The organism is Aquabacterium lacunae, assembly GCF_004310865.1.
In the GTDB taxonomy this organism is placed as follows: Bacteria; Pseudomonadota; Gammaproteobacteria; order Burkholderiales; family Burkholderiaceae_C; genus Aquabacterium; species Aquabacterium lacunae.
In genome coordinates, this window is the sequence record NZ_SIXI01000004.1 from 133,400 (window position 1) to 150,717 (window position 17,318).

A 17,318-nucleotide genomic window follows, 5' to 3' on the forward strand; every position below is an offset into this window, starting at 1 on the left:
TCTCACACCGCCGGGGTCAGCAGCCCGTCGATGCCGTACAGGCCCGCCAGGGCCATCAGCTTGGGCGGCATGGCCTTGACGGCGAACGCGCGCCCTCGGGCCTTGGCCATGCGCTGGCACTCCAGCAACACAGCCAGCGCGCTCGAATCGAACTGCTGCAGGGCCGAGCCATCGACCGTGAGCATGACCGCGTCATCGCCGTGCGATTTGCTGGCCTGCTCCAGGGTCTGCTGGAACAGGCGCAGGGTGTCACGCACCTCGGCGTGGGTCAGGGTGGCGGGCAGCAGCAACATGGCTCAGGGGCTGTGGGCAGCGCTGAATTCGATCAGGCCGATCAGGCCGGCTTGCGGTTGGCCAGCTGCTTGTTGCGCTCGGCCAGCTTGGCGATCAGGCCGTCAATGCCCGAGGCCGACACTTCCTGCGCGAAGCTGCTCTGGTAGGTCTGCACCAGCCAGGCGCCCATCACGTTCACGTCGTAGATCTTCCAGCCGTCGCCGGCTTTTTCGACGCGGTAGTCGAGCTGGATCGGGTCACCCTTGCCCTTGACCAGCGTGCGCACCACCTGGTCGGAGTCTTCCGGGCGGCCACGGCTGGGCTTGACCTCGACCTGCTGGTCGCGCACCTGCTGCACGGCACCGGCGTAGGTGTAGATCAGCAGGCTCTTGAACTCTTCCTGCAGACGCTTTTGCTGCTCGGGCGTGGCCTGACGCCAGTTCTTGCCGACGGCCGAAGCGGTCATGCGCTGGAAGTTCACGGAGGGCAGGATCTTGGCATCGACCAGGGCCACCACCTTGCGGATGTCACCGCCTTGCAGGCTCTTGTCGGCCTTGACCGCCGCCATGACCTCACCGGTCAGGGCCTTGATGAAGTTGTCGGCGGAGGCAGCTGCCTTCACCTCGGCAGCCACGGCGGCCGGAGCCGCCTGCTGGGCCTGGGCCACGCCCACGGGGGCCAGGCACAAAGCGCCCAGGGTCAGGGCCACGGTGGCCGACAGGGTCAGGAAGCGGTTCTTGGTCTCAGCTTGGCTCATCTTCAACTCCGGTCGGCGGGGAAAACGGCCCCGCCTGATGTCTTAACGCACGTCGAGGCTTTCTCGCAGACCGGCCATCTCTTCCGGTGTGGGGCCCGACATCTGCGGGGCCTGCTCGTTCACGGGCACCGCCACCAGCGAGGCAGTCTGGTGGGTGGGCAGCCAGCCCAGGGTGGGCCGGGCGGTGTTCAGGGTGCTGCCGGTGGGCAGCGACCAGCTGACGCCCTCTGCGGGCAAGGTGGGCTGCCACCAAGCCTGAGGCTCGTCATCATAGGCCTCTTCGGGCACGTCGCCGTTGTAGACCTGGCTGCGACGGCGTTGCAGGAAGGCATCGCGGATGAAGGTGTACTTGTCCAGGGCCACGTCACCCAGCAGGTCGGAAGCGCCCAGCAGGCGGGCCCGCACATCGATGATGTTCAGGCCACGCACCACATTGATGTCCCTCACTTCGCTGAAGGCCTGGGTGGGGCCGGCGTACAGGTCCAGCGGCAAGGCAGCGGTGTCGCGCACCGTGGAAGGGCCCAGGAAGGGCAGCACCACGTAAGCGCCCGAGGGCACGCCCCAGGTGCCCAGGGTCTGGCCGAAATCTTCGTCCTTGCGGTCCAGCTGCAGCTCGGTGGCCACATCGACCAGGCCCGCCACCCCCAGGGTGGAGTTGATGGCCACGCGCAGGATGTTCTGCGCGCCCTCGCCCACCCGCCCTTGCAGGAACAGGTTCACGGTGGCCCACACATCCTTCAGGTTGTTCAGGAAGTTGGTGACACCGGTCTGCACCGGCTGGGGCGTGACCGCCACATACCCGCGGGCCACCGGGGCCACCACGGCCGTGTCCACTGCCTCGTTGAAGCCGAACACCTTGCGGTTGAAGGCCTCCATGGGGTCCCGGTTCTGGGGCGTCGCGCAGGCGGTCAGCAAGGCCAGCGTGCCGAGGGCTGCGGCAGTGCGCACCGAGCGCACGGAAGGTGCCACACTCATTTCTTGTCTCCGCTGTCGCCATCGGCGGCCTTGCTGTACAGGAACTGGCTGATCAGGTTTTCCAGCACCACAGCCGACTGGGTCTGCTTGATGGTGTCGCCCTGGGCCAGGTTCAGCGTTTCGTAGCCAGGCTCCAGACCGATGTACTGCTCGCCCAGCAGGCCGGCCGTCAGGATCTTGGCCGAGGTGTCTTTCGGGAACTCGACGCCCTGGTTCAGCGTGATCTCGACGCGGGCCTGGAAGGTCTTGGCATCGAAGGTGATGGCCTTGACACGGCCCACCACCACACCGGCGCTCTTGACCGCGGCCTGGGGCTTGAGGCCGCCAATGTTGTCGAAGTTGGCCACCACGCTGTAGGTGGGCGAAAACGACAGGCTCAGCAGGTTGCCGGCCTTGAGGGCCAGGAACAGGATGGCGGCCGCGCCGATCAGCACGAACAGGCCCACCCAGACATCAATTTTTGAACGTTGCATGTGGTGCTCCGGGCGATGCGTTCTTCAGATGGAGAACATCATCGCCGTCAAGACGAAATCCAGACCCAGCACGGCCAGAGAGGCCATGACCACGGTGCGGGTGGTGGCGCGCGAGACGCCTTCGGGCGTGGGCTGGCACTCGAAACCTTGCAGCAGGGCAATGAAGGCCACCGTGATGCCGAACACCAGGCTCTTGACCAGGCCGTTGCCCACATCGGTGAACACATCGACACCGTTCTGCATCTGTGACCAGAAGGCGCCGGCATCAACCCCGATCAGCATGACGCCGACGACCCAGCCACCCAGCACGCCCACAGCCGAGAACACGGCGGCCAGCAGCGGCATGGCGATCACACCGGCCCAGAAACGCGGGGCCAGCACACGGCGGATCGGGTCGACGGCCATCATTTCCATGGCGGCCAGCTGCTCACCCGCCTTCATCAGGCCGATCTCGGCCGTGAGCGAGGTGCCCGCGCGGCCGGCAAACAGCAGGGCCGCCACCACGGGGCCGAGTTCTCGCACCAGCGACAAGGTGACCATCAGGCCCAAGGACTCGCTGGCGCCGTAACGCTGCAGGATGTAGTAGCCCTGCAGGCCCAGCACGAAACCCACGAACAGGCCCGACACCGTGATGATGGCCAGCGAATGATTGCCCAGGAAGTGGATCTGGTCGGCCAGCAGGCGGCCGCGACGCAAGGTGCTGGGCAACATGCCCAGCAGGCGCAGCAGCAGGCGCGATGCGTAGCCGATGTCGGCGGTTTTCTGGCGCACGGCCAGACCCAGGTTGGCGGGGTGCCAGGCACTCATCGGTTCACCCCGAAGTCATGGGCCAGGTCAGCGGCCGGCTGGTGGAACTGCACGGGGCCATCGGGGCGAGCATGCACGAACTGCCGCACCAGCGGATCGTCGCTGGCGCGCAGCTCGACCGGCGAGCCCTGCGCCACGATGCGACGGTTGGCCAGCAGCACCACGTGGTCGGCAATGAGAAAAGTTTCGTCAACATCGTGCGACACCACGATGCTGGTCAGGCCCATGGCGTCGTTCAGGTCGCGGATCAGGCGCGCCGCCACGCCCATCGAGATGGGGTCAAGCCCGGCGAAGGGCTCGTCGTACAGCATCAGTTCGGGATCGAGCGCCATGGCGCGGGCCAGGGCCACGCGACGTGCCATGCCGCCTGAAATCTGGCTGGGCAGCAGGTCACGCGAGCCACGCAGGCCCACGGCATTGAGCTTCATCAGCACCAGATCACGGATCAGGGCCTCGGGCAGATCGGTGTGCTCGCGCAGCGGAAAGGCCACGTTCTCGAACACCGACAGGTCGGTGAACAGCGCGCCCAGCTGGAACAGCATGCCCATGCGACGGCGAGCAGCCATCAGGCGGTTGCCTTCGAGGGTGGCCATGTCCTGCCCGTCGAAGAGCACCTGGCCCTTCATGGCCTTGATCTGTCGCCCGATCAGGCGCAACACCGTGGTCTTGCCACCGCCGGAGGTGCCCATCAGGGCCACCACCTTGCCACGTGGCACCACCAGGTCGATGTCTTCCAGGATGACGCGGTCGCCATAGCCGCAAGTCACCCCCCGCAGCTCAATGAAGGCTTCGGGCAGTCGGGAAGGCAGGACGGTGTCGGGCAGCTTGAACTGGGCCATCTGAAAAAAAGAATGGCCGGTAGGAACCGGCCACTCAATGATAGGTGATTCACCATCAGGCTGCAGGCACCCCGACGGGCGCCCACCACAGCCTGAGGGAAAGCGCGCAGGGATCAGCGCGGCAGCGTGGTCGAGCCCATCAGGAACTGATCGACCTCGCGGGCGGCCTGACGGCCTTCGCGGATGGCCCACACCACCAGCGACTGGCCACGGCGCACGTCACCGGCGGCGAACACGCCGGCCACGTTGGTCTTGTAGCCGCCGATGTCGGTCGACGCCTTGGCATTGCCGCGAGCGTCCTTCTCGACACCGAAGCCTTCCAGCAGGGTGTTCACGGGGTTGGTGAAGCCCATGGCCAGCAGCACCAGGTCGGCCTTGTAGGTCTTCTCGGTGCCAGCGATTTCGCTGAACTTGCCATCCTTGAACTCGACGTGCACGGTCTTCAGGCCAGTGACCTTGCCGTTTTCACCGAAGAATTCCTTGGTGGCAATGGCGAACTCCCGGGCGCAACCTTCTTCGTGGCTCGACGAGGTGCGCATCTTGATCGGCCAGTAGGGCCAGGTCAGCTCCTTGTTTTCCTCTTCCGGCGGCTGGGGCATCAGTTCGAACTGCACCACGCTCTTGGCGCCGTGGCGGTTGGAGGTGCCCACGCAGTCGGAGCCGGTGTCGCCACCGCCGATCACGATCACGTCCTTGCCAGTGGCCATGATCTGGTCCTTGACCTTGCCGCCCGCGTTCACGCGGTTCTGCATGGGCAGGAACTCCATGGCGAAGTGGATGCCAGCCAGGTCGCGGCCGGGCACGGGCAGGTCACGCGACTGCTCGGCACCACCGGTCAGGATCACGGCGTCGAAATCCTTCTTGAGCTGCTCGGGGCTGACGGTGTCCTTGGCCCAGTTGGTGACCTTCGAGCCTGCAGGCATGTCGCCGACGATGGTGTTGGTCTTGAAGACCACGCCTTCGGCTTCCATCTGCTTGACGCGCTTGTCGATGTGGCCCTTGTCGAACTTGAAGTCGGGGATGCCGAAACGCAGCAGACCACCGATGGTGTCGTTCTTCTCGAACACGGTCACGTCGTGGCCGACGCGGGCCAGCTGCTGGGCCGCGGCCATGCCGGCGGGGCCGGAGCCCACGACGGCGACCTTCTTGCCGGTCTTGACGGCAGCGGGCTGGGGCTTGATCCAGCCTTCGGCCCAGGCGCGGTCGACGATGGCGTGCTCGATCGACTTGATGCCGATCGGGTCGTTGTTGATGTTCAGCACGCAGGCGGCTTCACAGGGTGCCGGGCAGACACGGCCGGTGAAGTCGGGGAAGTTGTTCGTGCTGTGCAGAACTTCGATGGCCTGCTTCCAGTCTTGCTGGTACACCAGGTCATTGAAGTCCGGGATGATGTTGTTGACCGGGCAGCCGTTGTTGCAGAAGGGCGTGCCGCAGTCCATGCAGCGCGCACCTTGTTGCTTGGCCTGCTCGGGCGTCAAGCCGATGACGAACTCTTTGTAGTTCTTGACGCGCTTTTCGACGGGCTCGTAGCCCTCTTCCAGGCGCTCAAATTCCAGAAAGCCAGTGACTTTTCCCATTTCAAACTCCTAACACGCTGATCAGGCCTTGGCCTTGGTGGACTTGGCCTTGGCAACAGCGGCCGTGGCTTCTTGCTTGGCACCCATCTCGGTCAGGGCACGACGGTACTCGTGCGGGAAGACCTTCAGGAACTTGCCCTGGGCGGTGGCCCAGTTGTCCAGGATCTCGCGGGCACGGAGCGAGCCGGTCCAGCGGTGGTGATCCTCGATCAGCTTCTTCAGCAGGGCCTCATCGGCCTGACCCTTGTGCATCGGGATGCCGGCGTCGGCCTGCTCGGCCGCCGACAGCACCTTCTCCAGCGACACCTGCGCGGTGTTCACACGCTTGGCGAACTGGCCGTCTTCGTCATAGACGTAGGCCACGCCACCCGACATGCCGGCAGCGAAGTTGCGGCCGGTCTTGCCCAGCACCACCACGGTGCCGCCGGTCATGTATTCGCAACCGTGGTCGCCGGTGCCTTCCACCACAGCGGTGGCACCCGACAGGCGCACGCCGAAGCGCTCGCCACCCACACCGCGGAAGAAGGCTTCGCCTTCGGTGGCACCGTACAGCACGGTGTTGCCCACGATGATGTTGTCGGTGGCGTTGCCACGGAACTCGATGCTCGGACGCACCACAATGCGGCCACCCGACAGGCCCTTGCCGGTGTAGTCGTTGGCTTCACCGATCAGGTACAGCGTGATGCCCTGGGCCAGGAAGGCGCCGAACGATTGGCCGCCCGTGCCTTCCATCTGGATGAAGATGGATTGGTCAGGCAGACCATCGGGGTGGTGCTTGATCAGCTCACCCGACAGCATGGCACCCACGGTGCGGTTGACGTTGCGAGCCTCTTCCATGAACTGCACCTTCTCGCCACGCTGGATGGCGGGTTGGGCCTTCTCGATGAGGCGAACGTCCAGGGCCTTGTCCAGGCCGTGGTCTTGCGTGCTGGTGTGCAGGCGGGGCACGTCGGCGGGCACCGGGGGCAGCGCGAACACGCGGCTGAAGTCCAGGCCCTTGGCCTTCCAGTGCTCCACACCCTTCTTGGTGTCGAGCAGGTCGGCGCGACCGATCAGGTCGTCGAACTTCTTGATGCCCAGCTGGGCCATGATCTGACGTGCTTCTTCGGCGACGAAGAAGAAGTAGTTCACGACATGTTCGGGCTTGCCGGAGAACTTCTTGCGCAGCACCGGATCTTGCGTGGCCACGCCCACCGGGCAGGTGTTCAGGTGGCACTTGCGCATCATGATGCAGCCCTCGACCACCAGCGGTGCGGTGGCGAAGCCGAATTCGTCGGCACCCAGCAGGGCGCCCACGACCACGTCACGGCCGGTCTTGATCTGACCGTCGGTCTGCACGCGCACACGGCCCCGCAGGCGGTTCAGCACCAGGGTCTGCTGGGTTTCGGCCAGGCCGAGTTCCCACGGCGTGCCGCAGTGCTTGATGGACGACCAGGGCGAAGCACCGGTGCCACCGTCGTGGCCGGCGATCACGATGTGGTCGGCCTTGGCCTTGGCCACACCAGCGGCCACGGTACCGACGCCGACTTCCGACACCAGCTTGACCGAGATGTCGGCCTTGGGGTTGACGTTCTTGAGGTCGTGGATCAGCTGAGCCAGGTCTTCGATCGAGTAGATGTCGTGGTGCGGAGGCGGCGAGATCAGACCCACGCCCGGCACCGAGTGACGCAGCTTGCCGATGTAGTCGGACACCTTGCCGCCAGGCAGCTGACCGCCTTCACCGGGCTTGGCGCCCTGGGCCATCTTGATCTGGATCTGGTCGGCCGACACCAGGTACTCGGTGGTCACACCGAAGCGACCCGAGGCCACCTGCTTGATCTTCGAGCGCAGGCTGTCGCCTTCCTTCATCTCGTAGTCGGCCTCGATGCGCGAAGCGCCGACCACGTCCGACACCTTGGTGCCGGCCTTGATGGGAATGCCCTTGAGTTCGTTGCGATAGCGGTTCTCGTCTTCGCCGCCTTCACCGGTGTTCGACTTGCCGCCGATGCGGTTCATGGCCAGGGCCAGGGTGCTGTGGGCTTCGGTGGAGATCGAGCCCAGCGACATGGCGCCGGTGGCGAAACGCTTGACGATTTCCGAAGCGGGTTCGACTTCCTCGACCGGGATGGCCTTGGCGGGGTCGACCTTGAACTCGAACAGGCCGCGCAGGGTCAGGTGACGACGCGACTGGTCGTTGATGATGCGGGCGTATTCCTTGTAGGTGTCGAACTGGCCCGAGCGCGTGCTGTGCTGCAGCTTGGCGATGGCGTCCGGCGTCCACATGTGCTCTTCACCGCGGGTGCGCCAGGCGTATTCGCCGCCGGCGTCCAGGGCGTTGGCCAGCACGGGGTCGGTGCCGAATGCGGCGGTGTGGTTGCGGATGGCTTCTTCAGCCACTTCGAACACGCCGATGCCGCCCACTTGCGTGGGGGTGCCACGGAAGTACTTGTCGACCAGTTCCTTGTTCAGGCCGATGGCTTCGAAGATCTGGGCGCCGCAGTACGACATGTACGTGCTGATGCCCATCTTCGACATGATCTTCGAGAGACCCTTGCCGATGGCCTTGATGTAGTTGTAGATGGCCTTGTCGGCCGACAGGTCGCCCGGCAGATCCTTGGCCATGCCAGCCAGGGTTTCCATGGCCAGGTAGGGGTGCACGGCTTCGGCGCCATAACCGGCCAGCACGGCGAAGTGGTGCACTTCGCGGGCGGTGCCGGTTTCCACGACCAGACCGGCCGAGGTGCGCAGGCCCTTGCGGACCAGGTGCTGGTGGATGGCCGACAGGGCCAGCAGCGCCGGGATGGCGATGTTGGCGCGGTCCATCTTGCGATCGGTGATGATCAGGATGTTGTGGCCGCTCTCGATGGCTTCCACGGCTTCGGCACACAGCGAGGCCAGGCGGGCTTCCACACCTTCGTGGCCCCAGGCGGCCGGGTAGGTGATGTCCACCTCATAGGGCTTGAACTTGCCGCCGGTGTGCTTCTCGATGTTGCGCAGGCGGGCCATGTCGTCGAAGTCCAGCACGGGCTGGGACACTTCGAGGCGCATCGGCGGGTTCACCGCGTTGATGTCGAGCAGGTTGGGCTTGGGGCCCACGAACGACACCAGCGACATCACCACGGCTTCGCGGATGGGGTCGATGGGCGGGTTCGTGACCTGGGCGAACAACTGCTTGAAGTAGTTGTACAGCGGCTTGTTCTTGTCCGACAGAACGGCCAGGGGCGAGTCGTTGCCCATGGAACCGGTGGCTTCTTCGCCGTTCTGCGCCATCGGGGCCATCAGGAACTTGATGTCTTCCTGGGTGAAGCCGAAGGCCTGCTGGCGGTCCAGCAGCGATTCGCCGAACTCACCGGCTGCGCCCTTGGCGTCGATGGTGTCCAGCTTGATGCGGACGTTCTCGATCCACTGGCGATAGGGCTTGGCCGAAGCGTACTGGGCCTTGAGCTCTTCGTCTTCGATGATGCGACCTTGCTCGAAGTCGATCAGCAGCATCTTGCCGGGCTGCAGACGCCACTTCTTGACGATCTTGTTCTCGGGGATGGGCAGCACGCCCGATTCCGAAGCCAGCACGATCACGTCGTCGTCGGTGATCAGGAAGCGGGCGGGACGCAGGCCGTTGCGGTCCAGCGTGGCGCCGATCTGGCGACCGTCGGTGAACACCATGGCGGCAGGGCCGTCCCACGGCTCCATCATGGCGGCGTGGTACTCATAGAAGGCGCGGCGGCGCTCGTCCATGGTGTTGTGCTGTTCCCAGGCTTCCGGGATCATCATCATGGCGGCCTGGGCCAGGGGGTAACCGGCCATCACCAGCAGTTCGAGCGCGTTGTCGAAGGTGGCGGTGTCGGACTGTCCGTCCAGGCTGATGGGGTACAGCTTCTTGAGGTCATCACCCAGCACGGGCGACTTCATCACGCCTTCGCGGGCGCGCATCCAGTTGAAGTTGCCCTTGACGGTGTTGATTTCACCGTTGTGGGCCACCATGCGGTACGGGTGAGCCAGCGGCCACTCGGGGAAGGTGTTGGTCGAGAAGCGCTGGTGCACCAGGGCCAGGGCCGACACCACGCGCTCGTCACGCAGGTCGTTGTAGTACTTGCCCACCTGGTCGGCCAGCAGCAAGCCCTTGTAGATGATGGTGCGGCACGACATGCTGGGCACGTAGTACTCGCTGCCATGGGTCAGGTTCAGGCTCTGGATCTTGCTGGAAGCCGTCTTGCGGATGACGTACAGCTTGCGCTCCAGGGCATCGGGCACCAGGATGTCGGGGCCGCGGCCCACGAAGACCTGACGGATGACGGGCTCTTTTTCGCGCACCAGGGGCGACATGGGCATGTCGGCATCGACCGGCACGTCACGCCAGCCCAGCAGCACCTGGCCTTCGGCCTTGATGGCGCGCTCGAGTTCTTGCTCGCAAGCCTGACGCGAAGCGCTTTCCTTGGGCAGGAAGATCATGCCGACGCCGTATTCGCCGGGCGGAGGCAGCTCGACACCCTGCTTGGCCATTTCGGCACGGTAGAACTCGTCGGGGATCTGGATCAGCAGACCGGCACCGTCACCCATCAGCGGGTCAGCGCCCACAGCACCACGGTGGTCGATGTTTTCCAGGATCTTCAGGCCTTGCTGAACGATGCTGTGCGCCTTCAGACCCTTGATGTGGGCCACGAAGCCCACGCCGCAAGCGTCATGCTCGGCGTTGACGTACATGCCGTGCTCGGCTGCGGCCTGGATTTCTTGTGCGGTGGCAGTGACCAGGTGGCCATCTGCGGCGGTGGGGAACGAGGTTCCCTTGTTCGCCTGGGTCATGGGGGCGCTCCAGTGAAGGAATGAAACGACAAATGCGGATGCCGGAGGATACCGCGGGATCCCCCACCCCTCAAGCCTTATTTCAAGGGGTCTGACCCCATTTTTAATTCCGAGCATCATACTCGGACAATAAATAAGGGACAGATCAACCAACCGGGTCGGATTCGGCTTTGCGAGGGCGCCCCCGACGTGCGGGCGCCAGGCGGCGCGGTGTCTGGCCAACCTGGGCACTTCGGCGCTCAAGTTCGGCCAGGAAGGCCTCGCTGCCCAGCGCCCAGCCCTTGCTGCTGGCCCTCACCAGCGCCTGAACCACCGCGACGGGCACGCCCTGCTGCAAGCGATCGCGCCAGATGGCTTCGCGCTCGAACGGGGTGTTGCCCAGGGCCCAGAAGGCCGCATGGTCGGTCACCACCGGGTCGGTGCGCCGGTTCAGGTGCTGCCCCAGACTGGAAAGCACCTGGGGCCCTTCGGCCAGCGGATCAGGCACCAGCCCCAGGCGCCAGGCATGCCCCTCGATGAAGGCCATCGCATCAAGCAAATAACGGGCCGGCTCCAGTACCGTGGCGCGGAATCGCCCGGCCCACAAGCTGCCGCTTCGGCCATGCCGGTGGTTGTGGCGCACCACAAAGCGCCGCCCCAGCGCCTGCATGAAACGCCCCAGGTCGCCCGGGCCGTTGGGGGTCGCCAGCACATGGAAGTGATCGGGCAGCACCACATAGGCATGAACCGCCACCCGGCACTCGCGAGAAGCATCGAGCAGGGCCGTGCGGAAATCGGCTGCATCGTCTGGCGTGGCCAGCAGGTGCGCGCCCGCGACCACCCGCTGAACGATCAGGTGGGGTTGGGACGGACAGTCGAGACGCGGCAATCGGGCCATGAGGGGGCAAATCGTGTCAGCAAATGACCAGTCCAATGCTTGTCGCATGCCCCTTGTTCGGGGGGGAACCCTGAATTTAGCAGGGTGAGCCCCGATGCCCCCTCCAAGGTGGGACCATTAAATTTACAACTGTCCTCATTTGATGCGCTGCGATGCGTCCGGATTGACCAAGGTCAGGCCCACACCGTCACCCCGGCTGATGATGACAGCACCTGAAGAAGTCTGGAGACCACACGATCATGCCCGCCACGCCAACCCTCCCTGCCAGCGTCTCGGCCACCCGCAAGGTGGCTTCGCTGCTGAGCCATCTGGGGGTGAGCGCCCACGCCGTTGACGACACCCTGGGCATCATCAATCCGTTGCTGACGGTGTCGCGTCTGCACGCCCGCATCGAACAGAAGGTTCAGGAGACGCCGTCGGCCTGCACCCTGGTACTGCAAGCTGGCGCGGCGTTCGAGGGGCTGGTGCCCGGGCAGTTCGTGGTGATCGGTGTGACCATCAACGGTGTGCGCCACCGCCGCGCCTATTCGCCCCGCAGTGTCGACGGCGCCACCCAGCGCATCGCCATCACGGTGCAGCGCCAGCCGGGCGGCCGCGTGTCCAACCATGTGCATGACCACCTCAAGGTGGGCGACATCATCGAGATCGAGCCGGCCGCCGGTGATTTCGTGCTGCCCGAGCGCACCCCGCCCGAGGTGCTGTTGATCGCCGGCGGCTCGGGCATCACACCCTGCATGTCGATGCTGCAACACCTGGAGCGCAGCAACAGCAGCGCGCGCATCACCTTGCTGTACTTCGCGCGCAGCAGCCAGGACCGCATCTTTGCCCAGGCCCTGCAGGAAATGGCCCTTCGCTGGCCCCAGCTGAACTATGTGCCGCTGGACAGCAGCGTCAACACCAGCACCGGCACGCCCACGGGCGCCACGCTGTGTGAAGAGGTGCTCGACCGGGCCATGCCCACCTGGCGCTCGGCCATGGCCTGGTGCTGCGGCCCTGCCCCGCTGATGGACACGGCCCGTCGCCTGTGGGCCGATGGCCGCACCAGCGGCACCCTCAAGCTGGAAGCCTTTGGCGTGGCCCGCCCCTCAGGTGACCCGAACGTGCGCCACCAGGTCAGCCTGCAGCGCCATGCCGAAGAGATCCATTTCGCCGCCCCCACCACCGAGACCCTGCTGGTGGCCGGTGAGCAGGCCGGCTATGCCATCAAGCACGGATGCCGCCAGGGCATCTGCCACGAATGCACGTGTCGCCTGAACCAGGGCGCGGTCAAGGACCTGACCACTGGCGACGTCATCGCCGGGCAGGGCCAGACCATCCGCCTGTGCGTGAGCAGCGCCCTGAGCGACGTGCAACTCGAATCCCTGAATTGAAAACCCTGACGATCGGAACCACATCATGAGCAGCAAGACCATCACCGTCGGGCCTCGCAGCATGGAAGAAATGGCCGCGTTCGAAAAAGAACTCAACGCCATCCGCGAGGAGGCGCTGGCCAAGGTGGGCGATGAAGACGCCCGCTACATCAAGAAGATCCTGTGGACCACGCGCCTGCTGGAAACCGCTGGCCGTGGCCTGATGATGTTCGGCTGGTTCCCGCCCACCTGGCTGCTGGGCGTGTTCCTGCTGGGCTGCGCCAAGATCATCGACAACATGGAGCTGGGCCACAACGTGATGCACGGCCAGTTCAACTTCATGAACGACCCGCGCTTCCAGGGTGACACCTTCGAGTGGGACAACACCTGCCCGCGCGAGGGCTGGCGCCACACCCACAACTTCGAGCACCACACCTACACCAACGTCATCGGCAAGGACCGCGACTTCGGTTACGGCATGCTGCGCATGTCCAATGACCTGAGCTGGCGCTGGTTCTACCACCCCGTGCAGTTCTTCTACATGCTGCTGCTGATGGTGGGCTTCGAGTGGTTCGTGGCCGTGCACGAACTGCAGACCGACAAGATCTTTGCCGGCAAGAAGAAGCTGTCGGACATGCAGACGCAATGGAACCTGATCAAGGCCAAGATGTGGCGTCAGGTGCGCAAGGACTACATCGTGTGGCCGCTGGTGGCCGCCGCGGTGGCCGCCCCCTTCGGCATGTCGATGGAAGCCGGCCTGGCCACCCTGGCGGGCAACTTCTTCGGCAACATCGTGCGCAACGTGTGGGCCGCTGCCATCATCTTCTGCGGCCACTTCACCGAAGACGTCTACACCTTCGACAAGCGGTCGATCGAGGGCGAGACCCGCGGCCAGTGGTACCTGCGTCAGATCCTGGGTTCGAGCAACATCACCGGTGGTTTCCTGCTGCACCTGATGAGCGGCAACCTGAGCCACCAGGTCGAGCACCACCTGTACCCCGACATGCCGGCCAGCCGCTACGCCGAAGTCGCACCCAAGGTGCGCGCCGTGTGCGCCAAATACGGCGTGCCCTACAGCACCGGCCGCTTCATGCCCCAGCTGTTCACCGTGATGAAGCGCGTGATCCGCTACAGCTTCCCGGGTGGCCCCCAGAAGGCCATGGCCTTCGAGGTGGACTCGGTGCTGCCCGAGAAGATCTGACACGGTTTCAGCATCGCGCAGGCGGTTTTCGCCCTGCAAGACAAGCCCGGCTCTGCCGGGCTTTTTTTTGGCCTGTGTTCACCCTGTTTTGGCGCGCACAAACCGCCATTTGTCGGATTTTTTCTGACACGAACTTCGGTGTGCACCTGACGGGCCTTACAGCGTGCTGCCTATTCAGAAAACCGGCCGGCCTGCCCAGAATTCATCCCATGCAGCAACAAGACTTCTCACGCTGCAAAACACAAGCCGGAACGCCCCCCAATTCTCGTTAGGAGCCCGCCATGAACGCCGACCAGATCCTGATGGAAATCCGTGAAGCCAACCTGTCCTACCTGATGCTGGCCCAGAGCCTGATCCGCGCCGACCGCGAGCAGGCCCTGTTCCGCCTGGGCATCTCGGAAGAGTCGGCCGATCTGGTCAGCAGCCTGTCGCCGGCCCAGATCATGCGGATTGCCTCCAGCAACACCCTGCTGTGCCGCATGCGCATCGACGACGACATGGTCTGGACCCTGCTGACCAACCACGGCAAGGCTGGCAGCGACAGCGTCAGCCGCCTGCACGCCAACATCCTGATGGCCGGCCGCCACCAGGAAGCGGCCTGACCCCGGCACCCCACGCCCTGCCCTGACCCGATCCACCGAACCCGACATCCACCGGAGCCGACCATGCGCACCAAGAGCCTGCTGACCGAAGCCAAGCAAATCGAACGGGCCGTCACCCTGATCCACCTGGGTGCCCGCCTGCAGGTGCTCGAGTCGGAAACCGACATGTCCTACGAACGCCTGCTGCGCCTGTACAAGGAAGTGGCCGGCAAGTCACCTTCCAAGGGCCAGCTGCCGTTTTCGACCGACTGGTTCATGACCTGGCAGCCCAACATCCACTCGTCGCTGTTCCTCAACATCCACGAGTACCTCAACAAGGCTGCCGAGATTGACGAGATCGACGTCGTCATCAAGGCCTACCAGCTCTACCTGGAGCAGACCCAGTCACAAGGCCTGGAGCCCCTGCTGTCGGTGACCCGCGCCTGGCGCCTGGTCAAATTCATCGACAACGGCATGCTGACCATGACCAAGTGCTCCAAGTGCGGTGGCCATTACGTCACCCACCCCCACGAAATCTCCCGCCACTACGTGTGCGGCCTGTGCAACCCGCCGGCACGTGCCGGCAAGGGCAAGGCTGCCGGCGCTCTGCAGGTTCACTGAGCGGTCCAGCCTGACTTTCGGCACTTCATCACGTTCTTGCTCGGGTCGCCCGTCAAGGGCACCGAGGAACGGTCGAAAGAAGGGTTGGACGGTTCGGCAACGAAGCGTTCTTGCTTGTCTCCTCCTGGCACTGACATGTGCTTTGTGCGGGCCCTGACCGGGCCCGCTTTTTTTGCGTGGGTCGGCCCTCGTCGGTGCACGCGCTTGCGTCGTGTGAAAAGCCTGCGGTGCACCGTGCTGTTTGCCACATCAGCCCCAGCGCCCCTGGCCGAAGATTCCGGCGTGAGTGACCCTTTGGTGGAAGCATCATGTTCGTAGCGATCGGATACATCGTCTGTCTCGGCTGCATCTTTGGCGCCTATGCGATCCACGGCGGCAACATGCAGGTGATCATCAAGGCCCTGCCCACCGAAATGATGGCCATTGCCGGTGGCGCCATCGGGGCCTTCCTGGTGAACAACCAGCCCAAGACCGTGAAGGCGGTGCTGGCCAACTTCGGCCCCTTGTTCAAGGGCTCGAAGTACAGCAAGGACCGCTACATGGAACTGATGGCCATGATGTTCGAGGTGCTCCAGAAGATCCGCAAAGAGGGCTTGATGTCCATCGAAAAGGACGTGGAAGACCCGCACAACTCGGCCCTGTTCGGCAAGTACCCCACCGTGGGCCACGACCACCACGTGGTCGACTTCATTGCCGACTACCTGCGCATGATGGTCTCGGGCAACCTCAATGCCCACGAGATCGAAACCATCATGGACAACGAGATCGACACCCACCACCACGAAGGCCACAGCGCCTGCGCGGCCGTGGCCCGCCTGGCCGGCGCCCTGCCCGCCTTCGGCATCGTGGCCGCCGTGCTGGGCGTGGTGAACACCATGGGCTCGGTGGGCCAGCCCCCCGCCGTGCTGGGCGGCATGATCGGCTCGGCCCTGGTGGGCACCTTCCTGGGCATTTTGCTGGCCTACGGCGTGGTGGAACCCCTGGGTGGCCTGATGGAGCAAAAGCTCGACGAAGGCACCAAGGAATTCCAGGTGATCAAGACCGTGCTGCTGGCCTCCATGCAGGGCTATGCGCCGCAGGTGGCCATCGAGTTCGGCCGCAAGGTGCTGTATTCGACCGAGAAGCCCACCTTCGCCGAGCTGGAAGCGCACGTGAAGAAGAAGTGATCACCGTGCCCGCCCTTCAAGTGAGCGAACAGCCCCAGAGAACACCCCACAGGACACCCCATGGCCGGTGATTCGAAAAAGGTCCAGCCGATCATCATCAAGCGCATCAAGAAGGGCGGCCATGCCGCTCACGGGGGTGCGTGGAAGATCGCCTATGCCGACTTCGTGACGGCCATGATGGCCTTCTTCCTGCTGATGTGGCTGCTGGGCTCGACCACCGAAGGCGACAAGAAGGGCATCGAAGATTATTTCAACAGCCCGCTGAAGATTGCCTTCTTCGGCGGCACCGGCGCCGGTGACGCCACCTCGCTGGTCAAGGGCGGGGGCAACAACCTGAGCGAATCGGTGGGCCAGGTCAAGAAGGGCAAGAGCGAAACCGCCGAGCAGAAAGCGCGCAAGAAGGCCATCCGGGCCGCCGCCGCCGCCGCCGAGGCCGAACGCCTGCGCGTGCTCAAGCAGAAGGTGCAGGAGGTGATCGCCAATGACGGTCGCCTGGCGCAGTACCAGAACCAGATCCAGCTGGACCTGACGGCCGAAGGCCTGCGCATCCAGATCGTCGACAACCAGAGTCGGCCCATGTTCGACAGTGGCGATGCCCTGGTCAAGGGCTACATGCGGGACATCCTGCGGGCCATTGGCGGTGTGCTGACCGAGGTGCCCAACAAGCTGACCATTGAAGGGCACACCGATGCCAAACCGTTCAGCGCTGGCGACCGTGGCTACAGCAACTGGGAGCTCTCGGCCGACCGGGCCAACGCTTCACGGCGAGAACTGATGGCCGGCGGGCTGGATGGCAACAAGGTGCTGCGGGTGCAAGGTCTGGCGGCATCGATGCTCTACGAGCGCAAGGATCCCGAGAGCCCTCTGAACCGACGCATCAGCATCATCGTGATGAACCGGGAAGCCGAGGACCGCGTGTTCCAGTCGGCCGAAGCCGAGGCGGTGGACCGCACAGAAGAAGAGTCAGATGAAAAATCTGAACAAGTCAGCCTCAAGAACTGATGGGGCCCGTCGATAACTTCCCTGTAGTTGACCGAGGGCTG

15 protein-coding genes are annotated in these 17,318 nt (G+C 64.5%); 6 read left to right on the top strand and 9 right to left on the bottom strand.

The window, feature by feature from the left end; translation table 11 throughout:
* Positions 1 to 2: 2 nt before the first annotated feature.
* From EYS42_RS10510 to EYS42_RS10550, 9 genes are all read right to left on the bottom strand, one after another.
* A complete protein-coding gene (locus EYS42_RS10510) occupies positions 3 to 293 on the bottom strand; it encodes an STAS domain-containing protein (protein ID WP_130968122.1) in 291 nt (96 codons plus the stop codon).
* A gap of 41 nt (positions 294 to 334) precedes the next feature.
* Positions 335 to 1,030, bottom strand: coding sequence for an MlaC/ttg2D family ABC transporter substrate-binding protein (locus EYS42_RS10515; protein ID WP_130968123.1), 696 nt, complete (start codon positions 1,028 to 1,030; stop codon positions 335 to 337).
* 42 nt (positions 1,031 to 1,072) lie between these two features.
* On the bottom strand, positions 1,073 to 2,005 hold the full coding sequence (locus EYS42_RS10520; protein ID WP_130968124.1) for an MlaA family lipoprotein: 933 nt from the start codon (positions 2,003 to 2,005) through the stop codon (positions 1,073 to 1,075).
* Complete coding sequence (gene mlaD / locus EYS42_RS10525; protein ID WP_130968125.1) at positions 2,002 to 2,478, bottom strand: outer membrane lipid asymmetry maintenance protein MlaD; 477 nt, start codon at positions 2,476 to 2,478, stop codon at positions 2,002 to 2,004. Before mlaD ends, EYS42_RS10520 begins: the two co-directional genes overlap by 4 nt.
* Before the next feature lie 24 nt (positions 2,479 to 2,502).
* Positions 2,503 to 3,285 (bottom strand): lipid asymmetry maintenance ABC transporter permease subunit MlaE, encoded by a 783-nt coding sequence (gene mlaE, locus EYS42_RS10530; RefSeq protein WP_130968126.1) that lies wholly within the window; start codon positions 3,283 to 3,285, stop codon positions 2,503 to 2,505.
* Positions 3,282 to 4,124: an ABC transporter ATP-binding protein gene (locus EYS42_RS10535; protein ID WP_130968127.1), complete on the bottom strand. Its 843-nt coding sequence runs from the start codon at positions 4,122 to 4,124 to the stop codon at positions 3,282 to 3,284. The genes mlaE and EYS42_RS10535 overlap by 4 nt, the downstream gene beginning before the upstream one ends.
* Before the next feature lie 113 nt (positions 4,125 to 4,237).
* Positions 4,238 to 5,701: a glutamate synthase subunit beta gene (locus tag EYS42_RS10540; protein WP_130968128.1), complete on the bottom strand. Its 1,464-nt coding sequence runs from the start codon at positions 5,699 to 5,701 to the stop codon at positions 4,238 to 4,240.
* 21 nt (positions 5,702 to 5,722) lie between these two features.
* Entirely contained in the window at positions 5,723 to 10,381 is a 4,659-nt protein-coding gene (locus EYS42_RS10545; protein WP_245503625.1) for a glutamate synthase-related protein, read from the bottom strand.
* Positions 10,382 to 10,625: 244 nt separating this feature from the next.
* Entirely contained in the window at positions 10,626 to 11,357 is a 732-nt protein-coding gene (locus EYS42_RS10550; protein ID WP_130968130.1) for a transposase, read from the bottom strand.
* A 239-nt stretch (positions 11,358 to 11,596) separates the two neighbouring features.
* Between EYS42_RS10550 and EYS42_RS10555 the strand changes: the two genes are divergently transcribed.
* From EYS42_RS10555 to motB, 6 genes are all read left to right on the top strand, one after another.
* Positions 11,597 to 12,727, top strand: a complete 1,131-nt coding sequence (locus EYS42_RS10555; protein WP_130968131.1) for a ferredoxin reductase — start codon at positions 11,597 to 11,599, stop codon at positions 12,725 to 12,727.
* A gap of 25 nt (positions 12,728 to 12,752) precedes the next feature.
* The gene (locus EYS42_RS10560; RefSeq protein ID WP_207301150.1) at positions 12,753 to 13,907 is read left to right on the top strand and encodes a fatty acid desaturase family protein; all 1,155 of its coding nucleotides are present in this window, start codon (positions 12,753 to 12,755) and stop codon (positions 13,905 to 13,907) included.
* 281 nt (positions 13,908 to 14,188) lie between these two features.
* Positions 14,189 to 14,509 carry a flagellar transcriptional regulator FlhD gene (gene flhD / locus EYS42_RS10565; protein WP_130968132.1) on the top strand — a complete coding sequence of 107 codons (321 nt, stop codon included), beginning with the start codon at positions 14,189 to 14,191 and terminating at the stop codon, positions 14,507 to 14,509.
* Between the two features lie 63 nt (positions 14,510 to 14,572).
* Positions 14,573 to 15,109 (top strand): flagellar transcriptional regulator FlhC, encoded by a 537-nt coding sequence (gene flhC, locus EYS42_RS10570; protein WP_130968133.1) that lies wholly within the window; start codon positions 14,573 to 14,575, stop codon positions 15,107 to 15,109.
* A 308-nt stretch (positions 15,110 to 15,417) separates the two neighbouring features.
* Positions 15,418 to 16,275 carry a flagellar motor stator protein MotA gene (gene motA / locus EYS42_RS10575; protein WP_130968134.1) on the top strand — a complete coding sequence of 286 codons (858 nt, stop codon included), beginning with the start codon at positions 15,418 to 15,420 and terminating at the stop codon, positions 16,273 to 16,275.
* A 60-nt stretch (positions 16,276 to 16,335) separates the two neighbouring features.
* Positions 16,336 to 17,277, top strand: a complete 942-nt coding sequence (motB, locus tag EYS42_RS10580) for a flagellar motor protein MotB (RefSeq protein WP_130968135.1) — start codon at positions 16,336 to 16,338, stop codon at positions 17,275 to 17,277.
* The last annotated feature ends 41 nt before the right edge of the window (positions 17,278 to 17,318 follow it).

Excerpts from the sequence above, each read along its gene's own strand:
- EYS42_RS10545 (WP_245503625.1), bottom strand. The coding sequence starts at position 10,381 with ATGTACGTCAACGCCGAGCATGACGCTTGCGGCGTGGGCTTCGTGGCC.
- EYS42_RS10560 (WP_207301150.1), top strand. The coding sequence starts at position 12,753 with ATGAGCAGCAAGACCATCACCGTCGGGCCTCGCAGCATGGAAGAAATG.
- motB (WP_130968135.1), top strand. The coding sequence starts at position 16,336 with ATGGCCGGTGATTCGAAAAAGGTCCAGCCGATCATCATCAAGCGCATC.
- EYS42_RS10520 (WP_130968124.1), bottom strand. The coding sequence starts at position 2,005 with ATGAGTGTGGCACCTTCCGTGCGCTCGGTGCGCACTGCCGCAGCCCTC.
- mlaE (WP_130968126.1), bottom strand. The coding sequence starts at position 3,285 with ATGAGTGCCTGGCACCCCGCCAACCTGGGTCTGGCCGTGCGCCAGAAA.
- EYS42_RS10510 (WP_130968122.1), bottom strand. The coding sequence starts at position 293 with ATGTTGCTGCTGCCCGCCACCCTGACCCACGCCGAGGTGCGTGACACC.
- EYS42_RS10540 (WP_130968128.1), bottom strand. The coding sequence starts at position 5,701 with ATGGGAAAAGTCACTGGCTTTCTGGAATTTGAGCGCCTGGAAGAGGGC.
- EYS42_RS10515 (WP_130968123.1), bottom strand. The coding sequence starts at position 1,030 with ATGAGCCAAGCTGAGACCAAGAACCGCTTCCTGACCCTGTCGGCCACC.
- motA (WP_130968134.1), top strand. The coding sequence starts at position 15,418 with ATGTTCGTAGCGATCGGATACATCGTCTGTCTCGGCTGCATCTTTGGC.
- EYS42_RS10550 (WP_130968130.1), bottom strand. The coding sequence starts at position 11,357 with ATGGCCCGATTGCCGCGTCTCGACTGTCCGTCCCAACCCCACCTGATC.
- EYS42_RS10555 (WP_130968131.1), top strand. The coding sequence starts at position 11,597 with ATGCCCGCCACGCCAACCCTCCCTGCCAGCGTCTCGGCCACCCGCAAG.
- EYS42_RS10535 (WP_130968127.1), bottom strand. The coding sequence starts at position 4,124 with ATGGCCCAGTTCAAGCTGCCCGACACCGTCCTGCCTTCCCGACTGCCC.
- flhD (WP_130968132.1), top strand. The coding sequence starts at position 14,189 with ATGAACGCCGACCAGATCCTGATGGAAATCCGTGAAGCCAACCTGTCC.
- flhC (WP_130968133.1), top strand. The coding sequence starts at position 14,573 with ATGCGCACCAAGAGCCTGCTGACCGAAGCCAAGCAAATCGAACGGGCC.
- mlaD (WP_130968125.1), bottom strand. The coding sequence starts at position 2,478 with ATGCAACGTTCAAAAATTGATGTCTGGGTGGGCCTGTTCGTGCTGATC.